Consider the following 18,573-nt stretch of genomic DNA (forward strand, 5'->3'; position numbering starts at 1 on the left):
CTGAATCGGACGATAATGACATTTCGACGTGCGCCGCCTGGCGCGCCGGCTCGGAGAGAGAGAACAAGTGACAACCACTGCCTTCATAACCCATCGCGACTGCCAGTTGCACGACATGGGGTCGCATCACCCGGAATGCCCGCAACGTCTTACCGCCATCAACGATCACCTGATTGCCCAGGGCATCGATGCCTATTTTGTTTATTACGATGCGCCGCTGGCCACTTTTGAGCAGTTGTTGCGCGTCCATCCAGCCTCGCATCTTGAGCGCATCAAGCGCGCCTCCCCGGAGCTCGGCGTCGTCCATCTCGATCCCGATACCGCGATGAATCCGCATACCTGGCAGGCCGCACTGCGCGCCGCGGGGGCCGGTTGCCTGGCGGTCGATCTGGTCGTCAACAAGGAAGTCGAAAACGCTTTCTGCGCCGTCCGTCCGCCCGGTCACCACGCCGAAAAAGCCAATCCGATGGGCTTTTGTTTCTTCAACAACATCGCGGTTGCCGCTCGCCATGCCATCAAGGCGCATGGTCTGGAGCGCGTCGCCATCATCGACTTCGACGTGCACCATGGCAACGGTACCGAAGACTGTTTTGCCGGTGACGAACAGGTCCTGATGTGCAGCATTTTCCAGCACCCGTTCTACCCCTACAGCGGGGCCGACAAGCCCGCCGCCAACATGTGCAACGTGCCGCTGGCCGCTGGTTCGGGGGGCGAAGAGTTCCGTGATGCCGTACTGCAGGTGTGGACGCCCCGCCTCAAGGAATTCAAGCCGCAGATGATCTTCATCTCGGCCGGTTTCGACGGCCATTACGAGGACGACATGGGCGGCCTCAAGCTGGTCGAAAAGGATTTCGCCTGGTGCACCGAGCACCTGAAAAAGCTGGCTGCCGAAATGTGCGACAAGCGCATCGTTTCCATGCTCGAAGGCGGCTATGTCATGACCTCGCTGGCGCGCAGCGTTGGCGCCCATTTGCGCGTTCTGGGCGATCTCTGAAATTCGTTTTCTTCGGAAAAAGTGCCGGGTGAGGTAAAATCCCGCGCTCTTTTTCATGTTTCCAACGTTTAACCGGACAAATCCATGGCGTTGATTGTTCAGAAATACGGCGGCACTTCGGTCGGTAATCCCGAGCGCATCAAGAACGTCGCCAAGCGTATTGCCAAGTTCCAGGCCCAGGGCCATCAGGTGGTGGTGGTCGTTTCCGCGATGAGCGGCGAAACCAACAAGCTGATCGCGCTGGCCAAGGAAGTTCAGGCCAACCCCGATCCGCGCGAGCTGGATGCCATCATGTCCACCGGCGAACAGGTCACCACCGGCCTGCTCTCCATGGCGCTGATGGATATCGGCTGCAAGGCCAAGAGCTACACCGGCGGCCAGGTCAAGGTGCTGACCGACAGCACGCACACCAAGGCGCGCATCCTGTCGATCGACGAATCCAACATGCGGCGCGATCTCGATGCCGGCCATGTCGTGGTTGTCGCTGGTTTCCAGGGCGTCGACGAGCATGGCAACATCACGACGCTCGGTCGTGGCGGCTCTGATACCTCGGGCGTGGCGCTGGCCGCTGCGCTGAAGGCCGACGAGTGCCAGATCTATACCGACGTCGATGGCGTCTACACCACCGACCCGCGTGTCGTACCGGAAGCCAAGAAGCTCGATACCATCACCTTCGAGGAAATGCTGGAAATGGCCAGCCTCGGCTCCAAGGTGCTGCAGATCCGCTCGGTCGAATTCGCCGGCAAGTACAAGGTCAAACTGCGCGTTCTTTCCAGCTTCCAGGACGAAGGGGAAGGCACGCTGATCACTGTTGAGGAAGACAAGAACATGGAACAACCGATCATCTCCGGGATCGCTTTCAATCGCGACGAAGCCAAGCTGACCATGCTCGGCGTACCGGACACCCCGGGCATCGCCTACCAGATCCTGGGCGCCATCGCCGACGCCAACATCGACGTCGACATGATCATCCAGAACGTCGGCCATGACGGCACCACCGATTTCTCCTTCACCGTCAACCGCGGCGAATTCGCCAAGGCACAGGGCATCCTCGAAGGCGTCAAGGCCAAGCTGGGCGCTCGTGAAGTGACCGGCGACAACAAGATCTGCAAGGTCTCCGCCGTCGGCGTCGGCATGCGCTCCCATCCGGGTGTCGCCAGCCAGATGTTCAAGGCACTGGCCGACGAAGGCATCAACATCCAGATGATCTCGACCTCCGAGATCAAGATTTCCGTCGTTCTCGACGAGAAATATCTGGAACTGGCCGTCCGTGTCCTGCACCGTACTTTCGGTCTTGATCAGTAAGGTTTGACCAAACGGCGCGGAGGCTATATCATCCGCGCCTCGTTGAGGGCAGGAACGGAGACGTGGCCGAGAGGTCGAAGGCACTCCCCTGCTAAGGGAGCATGCGGGCAAAACCTGCATCGAGGGTTCGAATCCCTCCGTCTCCGCCAAAATGTTTGGTGAAACCTGCCGGCAACGAATTAGATGACCCCGCTCAGCGCAAGCCAGGCGGGGTTTTTCTTTTCTGGCCTGTCGGTGGCGATCCGCCGAAAATGAAGACTTGAGCTGATTCAGAATTTTCCTACACGGAGTCGGGAAGTTTCTGACTTCGCTGGTCGCGCCCTTTGTCTATCTTTACCCCTCGAGATATCACCAATAAATCCGAGGAGACAAAAATGGCGTTCGAATCCGTAGCGGTTACCCCGTCGGCCTATACCTATCCGCTGCTCATCAAGCAGCTCCTGCACACGCCGCTGGCCACTTCGCTTGATCAGGAGATCGTCTATCGCGACAAGTGCCGCCTGACTTACCGTGACCTTTCGCAGCGCATCGGTCGCCTGGCCAATACCCTGACGCGCCAGGGCGTCACGTCCGGCAGCACGGTCGCCATGATGGACTGGGACAGCCACCGTTATCTGGAATGTTTCTTCGCCGTGCCGATGATGGGCGCCGTGCTGCAGACGGTCAATATCCGCCTTTCGCCGGAACAGATCCTGTACACGCTGAATCACGCCAAGGCGGATGTCGTGCTGGTGAACGCCGAATTCATTCCGATGCTGGCGATCATCAAGGACCAGCTGGAGACGGTGAAGAAGTTCATCCTGATCAGCGACGACGGCGCCGACATGGCCTCGTTCAAGATCCCCTATGCCGGCGAATACGAAGCTTTGCTGGCTGCCGAATCGGCCAGCTACGACTTCCCGGACTTCGACGAAAACACGCGCGCCACGACCTTCTACACAACCGGTACGACCGGCCTGCCGAAGGGCGTCTACTTCAGCCATCGCCAACTGGTGCTGCACACCCTGGCGGTGGCGGCCCATCTCGGCACCGCGCCGGGACAGGGCCGGCTGCATCGCGACGATGTATACATGCCGATCACCCCGATGTTCCACGTCCATGCCTGGGGCCTGCCCTACATCGCCACCATGCTCGGCGTGAAGCAGGTCTATCCCGGCCGCTATGCGCCGGATACGCTGGCACAGTACATTCGCGACGAGAAGGTGACTTTCTCGCACTGCGTGCCGACCATCCTGCACATGCTGCTGTCGAGTGCTGCCGCCAAGGATGTCGATTTCTCGAACTGGAAAGTCATCATCGGCGGCGCCGCCTTCCCCAAGGGCATGGCGGCCATGGCGCTGGCCCGTGGCATCGACGTCTTTGCCGGCTACGGCATGTCGGAAACCTGCCCGATCCTGACCATCGCCCGCCTGCCGTCCGAGATGGCCGAGGCCGATCTCGATCTCCAGGCCGATCAGCGCATCAAGACCGGCTATCCGATTCCGCTGGTCGATCTGCGCACGGTCGATGGCGAGATGGTCGATACGCCGCGTGACGGCAAGAGCGCCGGCGAGATCGTCGTCCGCGCGCCGTGGCTGACCATGGGCTATCTGCACAACCCGGCGGCTTCCGAGGATCTGTGGGAGGGCAATTGTCTGCATACCGGCGACATCGGCGTCATCGATGCCAAGGGTTGCCTGATCGTGACCGACCGTCTGAAGGATGTGATCAAGACCGGTGGCGAGTGGGTGTCGTCGCTGGAACTGGAAAACATCATTTCGCAGCATCCGGCGGTCAACGAAGTCGCCGTCATCGGCGTCAAGGACGACAAGTGGGGCGAGCGGCCGATGGCGCTGGTCGTTCTCAAGGAAGGGCAGAGCGTTTCGGCTGACGAGATCAAGGCCCACGTCATGAATTTTGCCGAAGCCGGCCACGTCTCGCGTTATGCCGTGCCCAATCAGGTGCGTTTCGTTCAGTCGCTGGCACGGACCAGCGTCGGCAAGATCAACAAGAAGGCCATTCGCGAAGAAGTCGCGGGTTGAGTACAATTTTCCGGGAGATTGAAGTGAGCCAGTTGCATGTGAAGAAAGCTGCCGTCCTCGGGGCCGGCGTGATGGGGGCGCAGATTGCGGCGCACCTCGCCAACGCCGGCGTGCCGGTCGTCTTGTTCGATCTCGCCGCCAAGGACGGCGACAAGAACGGCATCGTCCGGAAGGCGCTCGACGGCCTGAAGAAGCTCGACCCGGCGCCGCTGGCCAGCCGGGCGGTGCTCAAGCAGATCGATGCGGCCAATTACGACGAGCATCTGCCCCTGCTTGCCGGCTGCGACCTGATCATCGAGGCGATCGCCGAGCGCATGGACTGGAAGAACGATCTCTACGCCAAAATTGCCCCGTTTGTGTCGTCGACCGCAATCATTGCCTCGAATACCTCGGGCCTGTCGATCAACGCGCTGGCCCAGGGCCTGCCGGAAAACATCCGGCCGCGTTTCTGCGGCATCCACTTCTTCAATCCGCCGCGTTACATGCACCTGGTCGAGATCATCGGCACCGAGACGACCGATGCCGCCACCCTTGATGCGCTGGAAACCTGGCTCACTTCGCGGCTCGGCAAGGGCGTCGTGCGGGCGCTCGATACGCCGAATTTCGTCGCCAACCGGATCGGCGTCTTCTCCATCCTGGCGGTGATGCACCATACGCAACGCTTCGAACTCGGTTTCGATACGGCCGACGCGCTGACCGGCCCGAAAATCGGTCGGCCGAAGAGCGCCACCTATCGCACCGCCGATGTCGTTGGCCTCGATACGCTGGCCCATGTCGTGCGGACGATGCAGAACACCTTGCCGGACGATCCCTGGCATGGCCATTTCAAGGCGCCGGCCTGGCTCGATCGCTTGATCGAGCAGGGGGCGCTCGGCCAAAAGAGCAAGGGCGGCATTTTCCGCAAGGTCGGCAAGGCGATTCATGTCCTCGACCTAGGCCTGCAGGATTACCGGCCTTCGGCCGGCGAGGTGAGTGCTGAAGTCGCCGCTATCCTGAAGGAAAAGAATCTGGCCATTCGCTTCGCCGCCTTGCGTGCCTCGCAGGATCGGCAGGCGCGTTTCCTGTGGGCCATTTTCCGCGACGTCTTCCACTATGCCGCCGTCCAGCTCGAAGCGGTCGCCGACAATGCCCGCGACCTCGATTTCGCCATGCGCTGGGGCTTCGGCTGGACGCAGGGGCCGTTCGAAATCTGGCAGGCGGCGGGTTGGAGCGAGATCGCCCAGGCGATCGCCGCCGACATTGCCGCCGGCCTGACGATGAGTGGCGCGCCGCTGCCGGCCTGGGTCTTCGATGGCCGCGACGGCGTGCATACGCCGGCCGGTTCGTGGTCGGCCCGGCGCACTGCCTATGTCGCGCCCTCGGCGCTGCCGGTCTATCAGCGCCAGCTCTTCCCCGAGCGGGTGCTTGGCGCCGGTGGGGCCAGCCCGGAACAGTCCGGCGAGACCCTGTATGAGAACGACGGAGTGCGTTTGTGGACGATGCCGGCGGTCGACGCCGGGATTGGCATCATTTCCTTCAAGTCGAAGATGCATGCCATCGGCAGCGAAGTTGTCAGCGGCCTGCAGGCGGCCATCGCCCAGGCGGAAGCCGGGTTGGCCGGTCTGGTCATTTGGCATGAGGCACCGTTTGCCGTCGGGGCCAATCTGGCCCAGGTCAGTGAGGCTTGCGCCAGCGGCGAGTTTGCCCAGCTGGAAAAATATGTCGAAGCCTTTCAGCAGGCGGCGCTGGCCATCAAGTATGCACCGGTGCCGGTGGTCGCGGCGGTGCAGGGCATGGCTCTGGGTGGCGGTTGCGAGTTTGCGATGCATGCGGCGCGCCGGGTGCTGGCACTGGAAAGCTATGTCGGCCTGGTCGAAGCCGGCGTCGGCCTGATCCCGGCCGGCGGCGGCTGCAAAGAGTTCGCGCTGCAGGCGGCCGAATGGGCCAGCCGCACGGCGACGCCGAACGAGTTGCTGGCCTTCCTGCAGCCGGTGTTCATGAACATCGCCACGGCCAAGGTTTCGAAGAGCGCGCAGGAGGCGGTCGGTTACGGTTTTGCCCAGGCCAGCGATACCGTGCTGTTCCATCCCGACGAACTGCTTTACGTCGCCATCCGCGAAGCGCGCGCCCTGGCCGAGGCCGGTTATGCGCCGAAACAGATGGCGCGCGGCATTCCGGTCGCCGGCCGGGCCGGCATCGCGACGCTGGAAATGACGCTGGTCAATATGCGGGACGGCGGCATGATCTCGGCCTACGACTACCAGGTCGCCCGTGCGGCGGCGGTCGCCCTGTGCGGCGGCGAGATCGATGCCGGCAGCCTGGTCGACGAGGCATGGCTGCTCGGCGTCGAGCGCCGGCTGTTCGTCCAGCTGCTGAAGAACCCCGAAACCCAGGCCCGGATCAAGCACATGCTCGATACCGGCAAGGTACTCCGCAACTGATTCGCGAAGAGAGACAAGCAATGAGCAAACAGATCCAGGATGCCTACATCGTCGCTGCCACCCGTCTGCCGGTGGCCAAGCGCAACGGCATGTTCAAGAACGTGCGGCCGGACGACATGCTGGCCCACGCCATCCGTGCCGTGGTCGGCCAGGTGCCGGGCGTCGACCCGGCCCGCATCGGCGATGTCATCGTCGGCTGCGCCATTCCCGAAGCCGAGCAGGGCATGAACATCGCCCGCATCGGCGCCTTGCTGGCCGGCCTGCCGGATACGGTACCGGGCATCACCATCAACCGCTTCTGCTCATCCGGCCTGCAGGCGGTGGCCGATGCCGCCAACCAGATCCGCCTCGGCCTGGCCGACGTGATGATCGCCGCCGGTACCGAGTCGATGAGCGCCATGTCCAACATCATGGGCAACAAGGTCATGCCGAACCCGGCGCTGTTTGGTGCCGACGAAAACCTCGGCATCGCCTACGGCATGGGCCTGACCGCCGAACGGGTCGCCGAGCAATGGCAGATCAGCCGCGACGAACAGGATGCCTTCGCCGAAGCCTCGCATCGCAAGGCCTGCGCGGCGATTGCCGCCGGCCATTTCAGGGCGGAAATTTCACCCTACACCGTCTGCGATTACCTGCCCGACCTGAACAGCGGCGAGATCCGCCAGCGTCTGCGCACCCCGGAAAACGACGAAGGGGCGCGGGCCGACATCTCGGTCGAGAAGCTCGCCAAGCTGCGCACCGTTTTCCACGCCAAGGGCTCGGTGACGGCCGGTAATGCCTCGCAGATGTCGGATGGGGCCGGCGCCGTGATGCTGGTTTCGGAGAAGGTCTTGAAGGAACACAACCTGACGCCGCTCGCCCGCTTTGCCGGCTATGCGGTCGGCGGGGTGGCGCCGGAGATCATGGGCGTCGGCCCGATCGTGGCGATTCCCAAGGTCTTGCAGCAGGTCGGCATCCGCCAGCAGGAGCTCGACTGGATCGAACTCAATGAGGCTTTTGCGGCGCAGGCGCTGGCTGTGATCAAGCACCTCGACCTCGATCCGGAACGCATCAATCCGCTCGGCGGCGCCATCGCGCTGGGCCATCCGCTCGGCGCCACTGGCGCCATCCGCACCGCAACCTTGCTGCACGGCATGCGCCGCAGCGGCAGCAAGTACGGCCTGGTCAGCATGTGCATCGGTACCGGCATGGGCGCCGCCGGCATTTTTGAACGTATTTGAACCAAAAAATAAAAGGAGATAACAGCATGAGCGATTACAAAGCACCCGTCCGGGATATGCGATTTGTGATGGACGAGATCGTCGGCCTGGCCGAGATTGCCAGTCTGCCGGGCTACGAGGAAGCGACGCCGGATATGGCCGATGCCATCCTGGAAGAGGCGGCCCGTTTCACCGGCGAGGTGCTGGCGCCGCTCAACCGCATTGGCGATACCCAGGGCTGCAAGCTCGGTCCCGATGGTGTGATCACGCCCGATGGCTGGAAACAAGCCTACAAGGCCTTCTGCGATGGCGGCTGGAACGGGCTGGCCTCGCCGGTCGAGTTCGGCGGCCAGGGCTTGCCGGAAACCTTCGGCATCGCCATCAAGGAAATGGCGGCTTCGGCCAACCTGTCCTTCTCGCTCGGCCCGATGCTGACTGGCGGCGCCGTTGCGGCGCTGCTGACCTGTGCCAGCGACGAACTGAAGGCGATCTATCTGGAAAAGATGATCACCGGCGAGTGGACCGGCACGATGAACCTGACCGAGCCGCAGGCCGGTTCCGACCTGGCGCTGCTGCGCAGTCGGGCCGAGCCGCAGGCTGACGGCAGCTACCGCGTCTTCGGCCAGAAAATCTTCATTACCTACGGCGACCACGACATGACGGACAACATCGTCCATCTCGTGCTGGCCCGCCTGCCGGATGCACCGGCCGGGGTGAAGGGGATTTCGCTATTCCTGGTTCCCAAGTTCCTGGTGAACGCCGATGGCTCGCCCGGCGAGCGCAACGACGCCCACTGCGTCTCGATCGAACACAAGCTCGGCATCCACGCTAGTCCGACCTGCGTCATGGCTTTCGGCGATCACGGCGGTGCCGTTGGCTACCTGCTGGGCGAGGCCAACCGCGGCCTGGAGTACATGTTCATCATGATGAACGAAGCCCGCCTCGGCGTCGGCCTGCAGGGTATCGCCGTCGGCGAACGTTCCTACCAGCAGGCCCTGGGCTATGCCCGCGAACGCAAGCAGGGGCGCGATGCGGTGACCGGCGAGGCGCTGGTCACCCTGGAGCATCACCCGGATATCCGCCGCATGCTGATGCTGATGAAGTCGCGCATCGAGGCCTGCCGGGCCATCACCTACTACACGGCCGGCCTGCTCGACCGGGCGCATGCCGGGACCGACCCCGAGCAGAAAAAGCGCGACCTGTTCCTGGCCGAGTTCCTGATCCCCATCGTCAAGGGCGGCGGGACCGAAATGGGCATCGACGTCACTTCGCTTGGCATCCAGATTCACGGCGGCATGGGCTTCATCGAGGAAACCGGCGCTGCCCAGCACTGGCGCGATTCGCGGATCACGACGATTTACGAGGGGACGACCGGCATCCAGGCCAACGACCTGATCTTCCGCAAACTGATGCGCGACCAGGGCGCCACTGCCAAGGTCGTTTTTGCTGAAGTCTACGCCACCGCCAAGGCGCTCGCTGACTCCGGCAAGCCGGAACTGCAAGCCATCGGCCAGCGCCTCAACGCTGCCTTGAAGGCATGGCGAGAGGTCAGTGAATGGCTGGCCGCCAACACGAAAAATGCCGTTTCCGGGGTGTTGACCGCAGCCGTGCCCTATCTGAACATCGCCGTCGCCGTCTGTGGCGGCTGGATGATGGGCAAGGCGGCGCTGGCTGCGGTGGCACGCCTCGACCAGGGCGAGGGCGATCCGCGCTTCTATCGCAACAAGATCGCCACCACCCGTTTCTACGCCGACCAGATGCTGCCGCAGGCCGAAGCCTGGGCGCAGACCGTAATGGCCCGCGATCTGGCGATCAAGGATATCGGCAACGATTTGTTCGATTAAGGGCTGGTGCAGCGCGAAAACTCTCGCACTGTTGCCGCCGGGATCACTCTGCGGGTGGGGCAAAAGTGAAGGGCGCTTTTGCCGGCATCGCTTTCGAGGGGGGAGGTTTCCCCCTCTTTTTTTGCCGGTCTTTGGTCGGCCTGCCTTGTGCGCGCCGGATGAAGGGCTTGTAATACGGGTTGGCGGATGATGACAGAGCGAGGCGAGGCGATGGATGACGAAACGATGGAGGAAATCCCCTTTCGTGGGCTGGTCGAGCAGTCCCTGGCCGGCATGTACGTCATCCAGGACGAGGTTTTCCAGTATTCCAACGCCACCTTTGCCGGCATGTTCGGCTACACCGCCGAGGAACTGACAGGCATGCACCTGAAGGATCTGGTGGCGCCGGATTGCCTGCAGCAGGTGGTCGGCAACTATCATTTGCGGGTCAGCGGCGAGCGGCCGAGCATCCGTTTCACGACCCGGGGTGTGCACAAGAACGGTAGCTTGGTGCACCTCGAAGTGCACGGCTCCAGCCTGGATTTCCGTGGCCGGCCGGCGGTGGTCGGCGTCGGCATCAACATTACCGAGCAGGTTCGCCAGCAGGAAGACTTGCAGGCATCGCGCGAACGGCTGCGCGAACTGGCCCGTTACATCAACACCATGCGCGAGGAACAGCGTTCTCGGATCGCCCGCGAACTGCACGACGTGGTCGGCGGCATCCTGACTTCGATGAAGCTGGATATCCAGCGCATCAACCGGCGGGTCGATGATCCGGAGGTCACCGGCATCGTCGATGATCTGCTGGGCCTGGTCCAGGAGAGCATTTCAGCCGTCCGCCTGATTTCCGAAGACCTGCGGCCGGGCATCCTTGATCATCTCGGTCTGCATGCCGCGCTGCAATCGGCCCTGCGCCAGTTTTCGGAGCGGACCGAAATCGCTGCCACGCTGTCGCCCGGGCATTTCGATGTCGAGCTGTCGCAAAGCCGCGCCACCGCCATCTACCGGATCTTCCAGGAGGCGCTGACCAATATCGCCCGCCACGCCAAGGCGCACCGGGTCGAAGTCAGCCTGGCGACCGACGATGGCGAACTGCATCTCGACATCGTCGATGACGGGCAGGGCCTGGCCCACAGCAACCGGACCGGCAAAAGCATCGGTCTGGTCGGCATGGCCGAGCGGGCGCGCGAACTGGGCGGCACTCTGAGCATCGGCGAGGGCGCCAACGCTTGCGGCACCCGCATTTCCCTGCGCATTCCCCTGGAGCTGAATCAATGATCGATGTCCTGATCGCCGACGACCATGCCATTTTTCGCAGCGGCATGCGCCGCCTGCTCTCCGATGAACCCGACATGCGCGTTTCCGGCGAAGCGGCCAATGGCCAGGAAGTCATCGACCTGCTGCAGGCCGGCAAATACTCGGTCGTCCTGCTCGACATCAACATGCCGGGGCGCAGCGGACTGGAAACCCTGAAGCGCATCCGCGCCTCGTGGCCGGCGCAGCCGGTGCTGATGCTGTCGATGTACCCGGAGGAGCAGTACGCCCTGATCGCCATCGAAGGCGGGGCGAACGGCTATCTGTCGAAGGATCGCGACGCCGGCGAACTGCTCCAGGCGATCCGGGCGGCGGCGGCGGGGGGAAAGTACATTTCGCCGAATGTCGCCGTCCAGCTGCTGACCAAGCCGCGCCACGAAGCCAGCCAGGCACCGCATCTCGGCTTGAGTGCGCGCGAGATCGAAATCATGCACCTGATCGTGCAGGGGGTGTCGCTGACCGAGATCGGTGAAAAACTGTTTCTCAGCGTCAAGACGATCAGTACCTACCGGACCCGCCTGCTCGCCAAGCTCGGCCTGGAAAGCAATGCGGATCTGGTGCGCTACGCCCTAAGACACGAGCTCATTGACTGAACGCTGGATCGCTTCGCGCAGCGTGGCCGGCGGATGGGCGCCGGACAGCGCGAAGCGATCATTGAAAACGTAATAAGGCACGCCGGAGACGTTCACCGCGCCATTGGCCGACTTTGCCGTCGAACTGGCGCTGACCAGTTGCTGCAGGCTGATCGTCAGGCCGCATTCGCCGGCGATGTCGAGCAGGACGGCAAGATCGCCGATGTCGCGGGCGTCCATGAAATAGGCCTGGAACAACGCCTCGATCAGCTGCTCCGTTTGCGCCTCGTCGCCGTTCCTGGCCACCAGTTCGACCAGGGCATGGGCGGCCAGCGTATTCGGCAGCACGGTAATGTCGTCGAAGGCGAAGTCGACGCCAGCCAGCTGCCCGGCTTCCCGCACCTGGGCCCGGCGTGCAGCCACGGCGGCCGGGCTGCCGAGGCGTCGAAGATAGAATTCCTGATACGGTTCGCCGGCCGGTGGTGTCGCCGGCAACAGTGGCAAGCCACGCCAGACGATGCGCAGCTGGATATCCGGGCGGCTTGCCCGGAACTCTTCCAGGGCGGTATTCAGATTGCGTTTTCCGATCAGGCACCAGGGGCAGATCAGGTCGAAACAGACGTCGATAGTCAGGGTCGGGGTCATCAGATTTCCGAATGCAGGTGGGAGGTGGCGGCGCCCGGCAAGCCGGCCTTGTGCTCGAGATAGACGGCGACGCCGCCAATCAGGGTCAGCAGGCCGGTGCCGAGAGCCAGCGTGAAGAGGGAATCCCAGAGCCACGGCGCGATCAGGCCGGCGGCCAGGGCGATCATCGTGAACTGGAGGAAAGTTTGCAGCGAGGCGGCGACCCCGGCGCTCTGCCGCAAGGGTTCGATGGCGCCGCCGATCAGGATGGGCAGGGCGAGGGCCAGGCCGAACGAATAGGCGAAGAGTGGCAGGACGGCACTGAGGCCGGCTGGCAGCAGGCCGCTGATCAGCAGATTGAGGCCAACCGCCAGCGCCAGGACGCGATAGGCGGTCGCCAGCAGTTGGCCGCTTTTCAGTTGCCGCAGCAGATGGGGGAAAGCCCAGAAACCGGCGGTCAGGCCGAGGGTGATCGGGCCGTAGATCAGGTAGATCTCGGTGGCCGCCTTGCCGAGCAGATGAATGACAATGGTCGGGGCCGAGACGACGTAGATGGCCATGCTCGTCCAGTTGGCGACATGGGCCACCGACAGCCGGACGAAACGCGGCGTGCGCAGCGCATGCAGGTAGGCGCGAGCCAGCGCCGCCGGGTGCAGGCTCAGGCGGCGCTCTTGCGGCAAGGTCTCCGGCAGCCAGCGCCAGTAGATAGCGGCCAGCATGAAGGCCGTTGCGCTCAGGGCGACGAAGACGGCGCGCCAGCCGAAATGTGTGCTCAGCCAGGCGCCGATGACCGGCGTCGCGATCAGGCTCAGGGTCTGCAGCATGGTGATGCGGCCAAGCAGGTGCTGGGCTTCCGGGCCATGATGCAGGTCGTGCAGGATGGAGCGGCTGACCACCATGCCGGCACCGGCGGCGACGCCCTGCGCAATGCGCAGCCCCCACAGCATTTCGATACTGGCCGGAAAAGCCGAGGCCGCCGCCGCAATGGCGAGCAGGAGCAGGGAAAACAGGATGGTGCGCCGTCGACCGTAGGCATCGGCCAGTGCGCCGTACCACAGCGACATGAAGGCGCTGGCGAAGAAGAACAGCGAGATGGTCTGCTGCGCTTGCCAGCTACTGATGTTCAGGTCACTGCGCATGGCCGGCAGGGCCGGGATGAGAATGTCCGAGCCTAGGGAATTGAGCAGGCCCATGACGGCGAGCAGCACAATCAGCACGGCTGGTTGCATCGCCTTCATGGGGTCGCTTTGCCGGTCGCCTCAGACGAGCCGGCCGAGCAGTTCTTCCGCCTGCGGCCATTCGCCGAAGCCGGCGGCCGGGTTGAGGTGGCCGACGGCGCCGATGTCGACCAGTTCGCTGCCCCAGTCGGCGGCATACTGCTTGACGCGCTCGAGATCGGCCAGCGGGTCGTTGGTGCTGGCTGCGACGATGCTCGGGAAGGGCAGGCGACTGCGCGGGACCGGCAGCCAGCCGTTGTCGCGCAGCGCGTCGAGGGTCGGGTAGCCGGCCGGCAGCGGCGATTCGAGATCGGCCGGAGCGGCGAGCAGGGCGCCCTGGATCGGCCGGTCGTATTTCTGCGCCCAATGCACGGCGATCATCACGCCGCCGCTGTGGGCGACCAGGACGAGCGGGCCGTCGATTTTGGCGATGGCCTGCTGCAGAGCCTCGATGCGGGCGGCACAGCTCAACTTGTCGTGTTCCAGCGGTGCCACCGAGCAGGCCTTGGGCAGCTTGCGTTCGAGAATGGTTTGCCAGTGTTCTTCGACGTGGTCGCGCAGACCGGGAACGATCAGGATGGTTGGGGAAGTGCTCATGGTGGTCTTGAAAAAATCGAGGTTGAAAATCAGATCTGCATGGCACGCATGCGCTGCAGGTCTGCGGCGTAGTAGCGCTTGCCGATGACGAATGCGGCGGCGGCACCGAGGGCGATCAGCGGCACGACCTGCATGGCGCCCATCAGCCCGATACGGTCGGCGAGGATGCCGGTGACGAAGGGGCCGGGAGCGAGGCCAAGCAGGTTGTTGGCCAGGGTCAGCGTGGCAAAGGCGGTCGCATGGATCGACGGATGGGTCAGGTTGGCGACCATGGCGCCGGCCGGGCCGGTGGTGCCGGCGACCAGCGCCATGCCGAGGGCGATCAGGACCAGTTGCGCCGTGCCGGGGGGCAGCATGAAGCCGATCAGGAGCAGGCTGGCCGAGATCAGGGCGTAGGCGATCGCCACCGTCCATTTGCGGGACGGCACGCTGCGGCTGACCCGGTCGGTGATGACGCCGCAGACGGTCATGCCGATGGCGCCGATCAGGATGAAGGCGGCGGCGGCGACACCGGCCTTGTCGGTGGGCAGGCCGTAGTAGCGGTTGAGGAAACTGGGCAGCCAGGCGAGCATGGCGGCCATGATGAACAGTTGCAGACCGCTGCCGATGTAGGCGGCAATGACCGCGCGTGACGAGAACAGGCCCGAGAAGATGGTGCGCAGCTTGGGGCGCTGGAGGGCGGGTGCCTTGCCGGAGCGGGCCGCATTCTCTGCTTCCGAGCTGATCCGGCTTTCGCGGACGATGAAGGCGTAGAGGATGACCAGGACCAGGCCGAAGGCGGCCATCGCACCAAACGACCAGCGCCAGCCGAAATGGGTGGCGACGATACCGCCCAGCGCCATGCCGATCACCGAGCCGACCGGGCCGCCGGCCATGAAGGCGCTGGCCAGGGTGGAACGCATGTGGGCCGGGAAGATGCTGAGAATGAGGGCGATGCCGACGCTGCCGTAGGCAGCTTCGCCGACCCCGACGAAGAAGCGGGCGATGAACATCTGGTTGTAGCTGGCGGCCAGCGCGCAGGCGAGGGTGGCCAGGCTCCACAGGCCGGCCATCAGGATGACGCTCCTGACTCGGCCCCAGCGGTCGGCGACGACCGACAGCGGAAAAGTGAGCAGGCCGACGAGCAGCGCGACGATGCTGCTGAGCGAGCCAAGCTGGGTGTCCGACAGGCTCCATTCGGCCTTGAGGATCGGAAAGACGGCATTGAGCACCTGGCGCGACATGTAGTCCGACAGGAGCAAGCCGAAGGTCAGGGCGAAGACGATCCAGGCATAGGTGCGCGGAACGCTCGGGGGGGCGGCCGAGACAATCGGCGGCGAATCTGCAATGTAAACGGCCAAGGGGTGTCTCCTGATGGTTATGACCGTGTCGGCGAGCCGTCAGGCGCATCCGGCCGGTTTTTTATTGTGGGCAAGCGGTCAGGGGAGGACCGCTTGCCCATGCTACTCGTGCAAACTCAACTAGTGCCCGGGCTTAGGCGTGCTGCGTGAAACCCTTTTGGCCCGGCTTGCGGCTCGGTGCGAAGCCGTTCTTGGCCAGGGTTTGATCGGCGGTTTCGTAGAAGGTGCCGATCTTGTAGATCTGGCGGGCTTCCTTGGCGTTGGCGACCTCGCGGCCGAACTCCTTGGAAATGCGCACCAGTTGCTCGATCTGCTCGACGGTGGTCATCTTGCGCGAACGGTCCTGGGTCCAGATGTTGTCTTCGATACCGCAGCGGACGTGCAGGCCCATGGCGATGGCCATCATGTTCAGCGGCAGGACGTTGAGCATGGAGGTTTCCAGGGTCAGCACCGCGCCGTCCGGACAGGCGCGGACGAAGTTGGCCAGGTTGTAGATGTTCGGCGCATCGAAGCCGCCACCGATCGCCACCCAGGTCAGGATCAGCGGCACGTTGCAGGCGCCGCGGCGCATGTTGCGCTCGACCGTTTCGAGTTGGGTGATGTTGGCCAGCTGGAAGTGCGTCTGGATGCCATTGGCCGACAGGCGCTTGATGTGCTCCTCGACCCAGCTCGGACCGGCCGGAATGGTCATCTCGCTGTAGGCGCGCATGCCTTCGGGCGTACCCAGGCTGGTGCCGGCAACGTCGGCCGCGCACATCTGCTCGACCACGTTCATCTGGTTGCTGTTGATGGCGATGGTCACCTGGTCGGGCTTCGGGCTCAGTTCGGCGAGCATGTGGCGGGTGTCGTCGGACAGCCACTTGGCGGTCTCGCCCTCGCTTTCCGGGGCGAAGGAGATCGAACCGCCGACTTGCAGGATCATGTCGGGAACGCGGGCCCGGATACCGGCGATCAGTTCATTGAACTTGGAGAGGCGCTTGGAGCCCTTGCCGTCCAGCTCGCGAACGTGAATGTGGATGACCGTGGCACCAGCGTTGTAGCAATCGACTGCCTTCTGGATCTGGTCTTCCATGGTGACCGGGATATCTTCCGGGAAGTCCGACGGCTCCCATTCGGGGCCATACGGGGCGCAGGTGATGACGAGTTTTTGCTGGTTTTCCGGCCAGAGGGATCCGTCGAGAAAGTTCATGTGATGCTCCTTGAATAGATGGGGTGTGGTTTTTGGCTGTTTTCAGGGTCGACCGCAGGACCTGCAGTTTTTCTACTGTTCTGCGGTCGACTCTGATGTTGCTTAGAAAGGCTTGTCGCCGATGATGGCGGCGCGCTCCATCTTGCGATGGCACGGCGGGTAGTCCATGACCGCGTAGTGCTGCGTGCTGCGGTTGTCCCAGATCGCCATGCTGTAAGGCTTCCAGCGCCAGCGCACCTGGTACTCGGGGTTGTAGGCCTGGCTGATCAGGTACTGCATCAGGTCGCTGCCGTTCTTGTTGTAGTCCTGGCCGTAACGGACGCGGTCCTTGGTGTGGTAATTGACGAAGTGCGTCGTGAAGGCATTGACGAACAGCACCTTCTCACCAGTTTCCGGATGGGTGCGGACCACCGGGTGCTCGGCATCCGGGTACTGGGCCTTCATCGCCAGGCGCTTCTCCTGCGGCATCGCGGCGGCGAACGAGGAATTGAAGCTGTGGTTGGCGATCAGGCTGGCGATTTCCTTCTTGACGTATTCCGGCAGCTTTTCGTAGGCTAGCACCATGTTCGCCCACATCGTGTCGCCGCCGACCGGCGGGCATTCGATGCAGCGCAGCACGCAACCGAGGGCCGGCGTCTCGCGCCAGGTGCCGTCGGTGTGCCAGGCATTCTCGTAGCGGTCGATCGGGCTGTTCGGGTCCTTGTAGATCTGGACCAGGCCCGGGGCTTCCGGGTGGCTCGGGGCCATCGGATGGGTTTCGAGCTCACCGAGGCGCTGGGCGAAGGCCATGTGGTCCTTGCGCGACAGCTTGTTCAAGTCCTGGTCGCGCAGGAAAAGTACCTTGTGCTTGAGCAGCGCGGCGTAGATCTCGTTGAACAGGCCGTCGTCGCGAACGGCATCGCCGAGATTGACGTCGAGCAGTTCCGCACCCACGGCGCATGTCAGTTGTTCGATTCTCATTTGTGGTTGTCTCCTCAAATTACAAAAATTGATGAACCGGTCGTCTTGCGGGCTTCCAGATCACGGTGCGCCTGCACTGCCTCCCGCAGTGCATAACGTTGGTTGATTTCGATCTTGATGCGGCCGGCAGCCACATGACCGAAAATTTCGTTGGCCAGCGCACTCTTCTCGGCCGGGTCGGCGATGTAGTCGGCGAGCGCCGGGCGGGTCAGGTAGAGCGAACCCTTCATCGCCAGCAGTTGCGGGTTGAAGCCGTCGATCGGGCCGGAGGCGGTGCCGACGCAGACCATCAGGCCACGGCGCTTCAGCGAATCGAGCGACGCCAGGAAGGTGCTCTTGCCGACGCTGTCGAAGACGACATTGACGCCGACCCCGTCAGTCAGCTCGCGGGCTCGCTTGGCGACATCCTCGTGGCTGTAGTTGATGGTTTCGTCGCAACCGTGGGCGCGGGCGATTTCCGCCTTCTCCTCGGTCGACACGGTGCCGATGACGCGCAGGCCGAGCAGCCTGGCCCACTGCGAGACGATCAGGCCGACGCCGCCCGCTGCGGCATGCAGCAGGATGGTGTCGCCAGCCTTGAAATCATAGATGCGGCGCATCAGGTAGGCCGAGGTCAGGCCGCGCATGGTCATTGCAGCGGCTGTCTCGCATTCGATGCCGGCCGGCAGCTTGATCAGCGGTGCGGCGGCGATGATGCGGGCCGTGCTGTAGGCGCCCAGCGTATTGATGAAGCCGGTGTAGGTCACCTTGTCGCCAACTGCCACATTGTTGACGCCGGGGCCGATGGCCTCGACGATACCGGCCGCCTCGACGCCCATGCCGGCAGGCAGTGGGATCGGGTAGGTGCCGTTGCGGAAGTAGGTGTCGGCGAAATTCAGGCCGACCGCGACATGGCGCAGGCGGACTTCGCCCGGGCCGGGTTCGCCGACTGCAACATCCTCCAGTCGCAGGACTTCGGGGCCGCCGGCCTCATAGAATCGAATTGCCTTTTCCACGTG

The 18,573-nt window shown here is 63.6% G+C and carries 15 protein-coding genes and 1 tRNA gene; 9 read left to right on the forward strand and 7 right to left on the reverse strand.

Annotation, left to right across the window (positions count from 1 at the left end):
• Positions 1–67: 67 nt before the first annotated feature.
• The 9 genes from AT959_RS01255 (at position 68) to AT959_RS01295 (ending at position 11,669) form a co-directional block, all read left to right on the forward strand.
• Positions 68–994 carry a histone deacetylase family protein gene (locus AT959_RS01255; protein WP_066879738.1) on the forward strand — a complete coding sequence of 309 codons (927 nt, stop codon included), beginning with the start codon at positions 68–70 and terminating at the stop codon, positions 992–994.
• A gap of 84 nt (positions 995–1,078) precedes the next feature.
• Positions 1,079–2,299: an aspartate kinase gene (locus tag AT959_RS01260; RefSeq protein WP_066879741.1), complete on the forward strand. Its 1,221-nt coding sequence runs from the start codon at positions 1,079–1,081 to the stop codon at positions 2,297–2,299.
• Between the two features lie 56 nt (positions 2,300–2,355).
• A tRNA-Ser gene (locus AT959_RS01265) sits at positions 2,356–2,448 on the forward strand.
• A 225-nt stretch (positions 2,449–2,673) separates the two neighbouring features.
• Positions 2,674–4,320 (forward strand): fatty acid--CoA ligase, encoded by a 1,647-nt coding sequence (locus tag AT959_RS01270; protein WP_066879744.1) that lies wholly within the window; start codon positions 2,674–2,676, stop codon positions 4,318–4,320.
• A gap of 23 nt (positions 4,321–4,343) precedes the next feature.
• Positions 4,344–6,740: a 3-hydroxyacyl-CoA dehydrogenase/enoyl-CoA hydratase family protein gene (locus AT959_RS01275; RefSeq protein WP_066879747.1), complete on the forward strand. Its 2,397-nt coding sequence runs from the start codon at positions 4,344–4,346 to the stop codon at positions 6,738–6,740.
• Positions 6,741–6,760: 20 nt separating this feature from the next.
• On the forward strand, positions 6,761–7,960 hold the full coding sequence (locus AT959_RS01280) for an acetyl-CoA C-acyltransferase (RefSeq protein WP_066879750.1): 1,200 nt from the start codon (positions 6,761–6,763) through the stop codon (positions 7,958–7,960).
• A gap of 26 nt (positions 7,961–7,986) precedes the next feature.
• Positions 7,987–9,783 (forward strand): acyl-CoA dehydrogenase, encoded by a 1,797-nt coding sequence (locus tag AT959_RS01285; RefSeq protein ID WP_066879753.1) that lies wholly within the window; start codon positions 7,987–7,989, stop codon positions 9,781–9,783.
• A gap of 186 nt (positions 9,784–9,969) precedes the next feature.
• Complete coding sequence (locus tag AT959_RS01290; protein WP_083518137.1) at positions 9,970–11,040, forward strand: PAS domain-containing sensor histidine kinase; 1,071 nt, start codon at positions 9,970–9,972, stop codon at positions 11,038–11,040.
• Positions 11,037–11,669: a response regulator gene (locus tag AT959_RS01295; protein WP_066879760.1), complete on the forward strand. Its 633-nt coding sequence runs from the start codon at positions 11,037–11,039 to the stop codon at positions 11,667–11,669. The genes AT959_RS01290 and AT959_RS01295 overlap by 4 nt, the downstream gene beginning before the upstream one ends.
• On the opposite strand, the gene AT959_RS01300 is transcribed toward AT959_RS01295, so the two are convergent.
• The 7 genes from AT959_RS01300 to AT959_RS01330 all read right to left on the reverse strand — a co-directional run bounded on the left by AT959_RS01300 (position 11,646) and on the right by AT959_RS01330 (position 18,570).
• Positions 11,646–12,293: a DsbA family oxidoreductase gene (locus AT959_RS01300; RefSeq protein WP_066879763.1), complete on the reverse strand. Its 648-nt coding sequence runs from the start codon at positions 12,291–12,293 to the stop codon at positions 11,646–11,648. The genes AT959_RS01295 and AT959_RS01300 overlap by 24 nt on opposite strands.
• Complete coding sequence (locus AT959_RS01305) at positions 12,293–13,510, reverse strand: MFS transporter (RefSeq protein WP_066879766.1); 1,218 nt, start codon at positions 13,508–13,510, stop codon at positions 12,293–12,295. Before AT959_RS01305 ends, AT959_RS01300 begins: the two co-directional genes overlap by 1 nt.
• 21 nt (positions 13,511–13,531) lie before the next feature.
• Complete coding sequence (locus AT959_RS01310) at positions 13,532–14,086, reverse strand: RBBP9/YdeN family alpha/beta hydrolase (RefSeq protein WP_066879769.1); 555 nt, start codon at positions 14,084–14,086, stop codon at positions 13,532–13,534.
• A 29-nt stretch (positions 14,087–14,115) separates the two neighbouring features.
• A complete protein-coding gene (locus AT959_RS01315) occupies positions 14,116–15,426 on the reverse strand; it encodes an MFS transporter (protein ID WP_066879772.1) in 1,311 nt (436 codons plus the stop codon).
• Between the two features lie 133 nt (positions 15,427–15,559).
• Complete coding sequence (locus AT959_RS01320; protein ID WP_066879775.1) at positions 15,560–16,615, reverse strand: beta-keto acid cleavage family enzyme; 1,056 nt, start codon at positions 16,613–16,615, stop codon at positions 15,560–15,562.
• Positions 16,616–16,717: 102 nt separating this feature from the next.
• Positions 16,718–17,575: a TauD/TfdA dioxygenase family protein gene (locus tag AT959_RS01325; RefSeq protein WP_066879777.1), complete on the reverse strand. Its 858-nt coding sequence runs from the start codon at positions 17,573–17,575 to the stop codon at positions 16,718–16,720.
• 14 nt (positions 17,576–17,589) lie between these two features.
• Entirely contained in the window at positions 17,590–18,570 is a 981-nt protein-coding gene (locus tag AT959_RS01330; RefSeq protein WP_066879780.1) for a quinone oxidoreductase family protein, read from the reverse strand.
• Between the last annotated feature and the right edge of the window lie 3 nt (positions 18,571–18,573).

Source organism: Dechloromonas denitrificans, assembly GCF_001551835.1.
GTDB lineage: Bacteria > Pseudomonadota > Gammaproteobacteria > Burkholderiales > Rhodocyclaceae > Azonexus > Azonexus denitrificans.

What these genes read in the sequence shown, in the direction of transcription:
- AT959_RS01295 (WP_066879760.1), top strand. Translation starts at nt 11,037, where the DNA reads ATGATCGATGTCCTGATCGCCGACGACCATGCCATTTTTCGCAGCGGC.
- AT959_RS01305 (WP_066879766.1), bottom strand. Translation starts at nt 13,510, where the DNA reads ATGAAGGCGATGCAACCAGCCGTGCTGATTGTGCTGCTCGCCGTCATG.
- AT959_RS01285 (WP_066879753.1), top strand. Translation starts at nt 7,987, where the DNA reads ATGAGCGATTACAAAGCACCCGTCCGGGATATGCGATTTGTGATGGAC.
- AT959_RS01290 (WP_083518137.1), top strand. Translation starts at nt 9,970, where the DNA reads ATGATGACAGAGCGAGGCGAGGCGATGGATGACGAAACGATGGAGGAA.
- AT959_RS01320 (WP_066879775.1), bottom strand. Translation starts at nt 16,615, where the DNA reads ATGAACTTTCTCGACGGATCCCTCTGGCCGGAAAACCAGCAAAAACTC.
- AT959_RS01310 (WP_066879769.1), bottom strand. Translation starts at nt 14,086, where the DNA reads ATGAGCACTTCCCCAACCATCCTGATCGTTCCCGGTCTGCGCGACCAC.
- AT959_RS01270 (WP_066879744.1), top strand. Translation starts at nt 2,674, where the DNA reads ATGGCGTTCGAATCCGTAGCGGTTACCCCGTCGGCCTATACCTATCCG.
- AT959_RS01260 (WP_066879741.1), top strand. Translation starts at nt 1,079, where the DNA reads ATGGCGTTGATTGTTCAGAAATACGGCGGCACTTCGGTCGGTAATCCC.
- AT959_RS01300 (WP_066879763.1), bottom strand. Translation starts at nt 12,293, where the DNA reads ATGACCCCGACCCTGACTATCGACGTCTGTTTCGACCTGATCTGCCCC.
- AT959_RS01280 (WP_066879750.1), top strand. Translation starts at nt 6,761, where the DNA reads ATGAGCAAACAGATCCAGGATGCCTACATCGTCGCTGCCACCCGTCTG.
- AT959_RS01325 (WP_066879777.1), bottom strand. Translation starts at nt 17,575, where the DNA reads ATGAGAATCGAACAACTGACATGCGCCGTGGGTGCGGAACTGCTCGAC.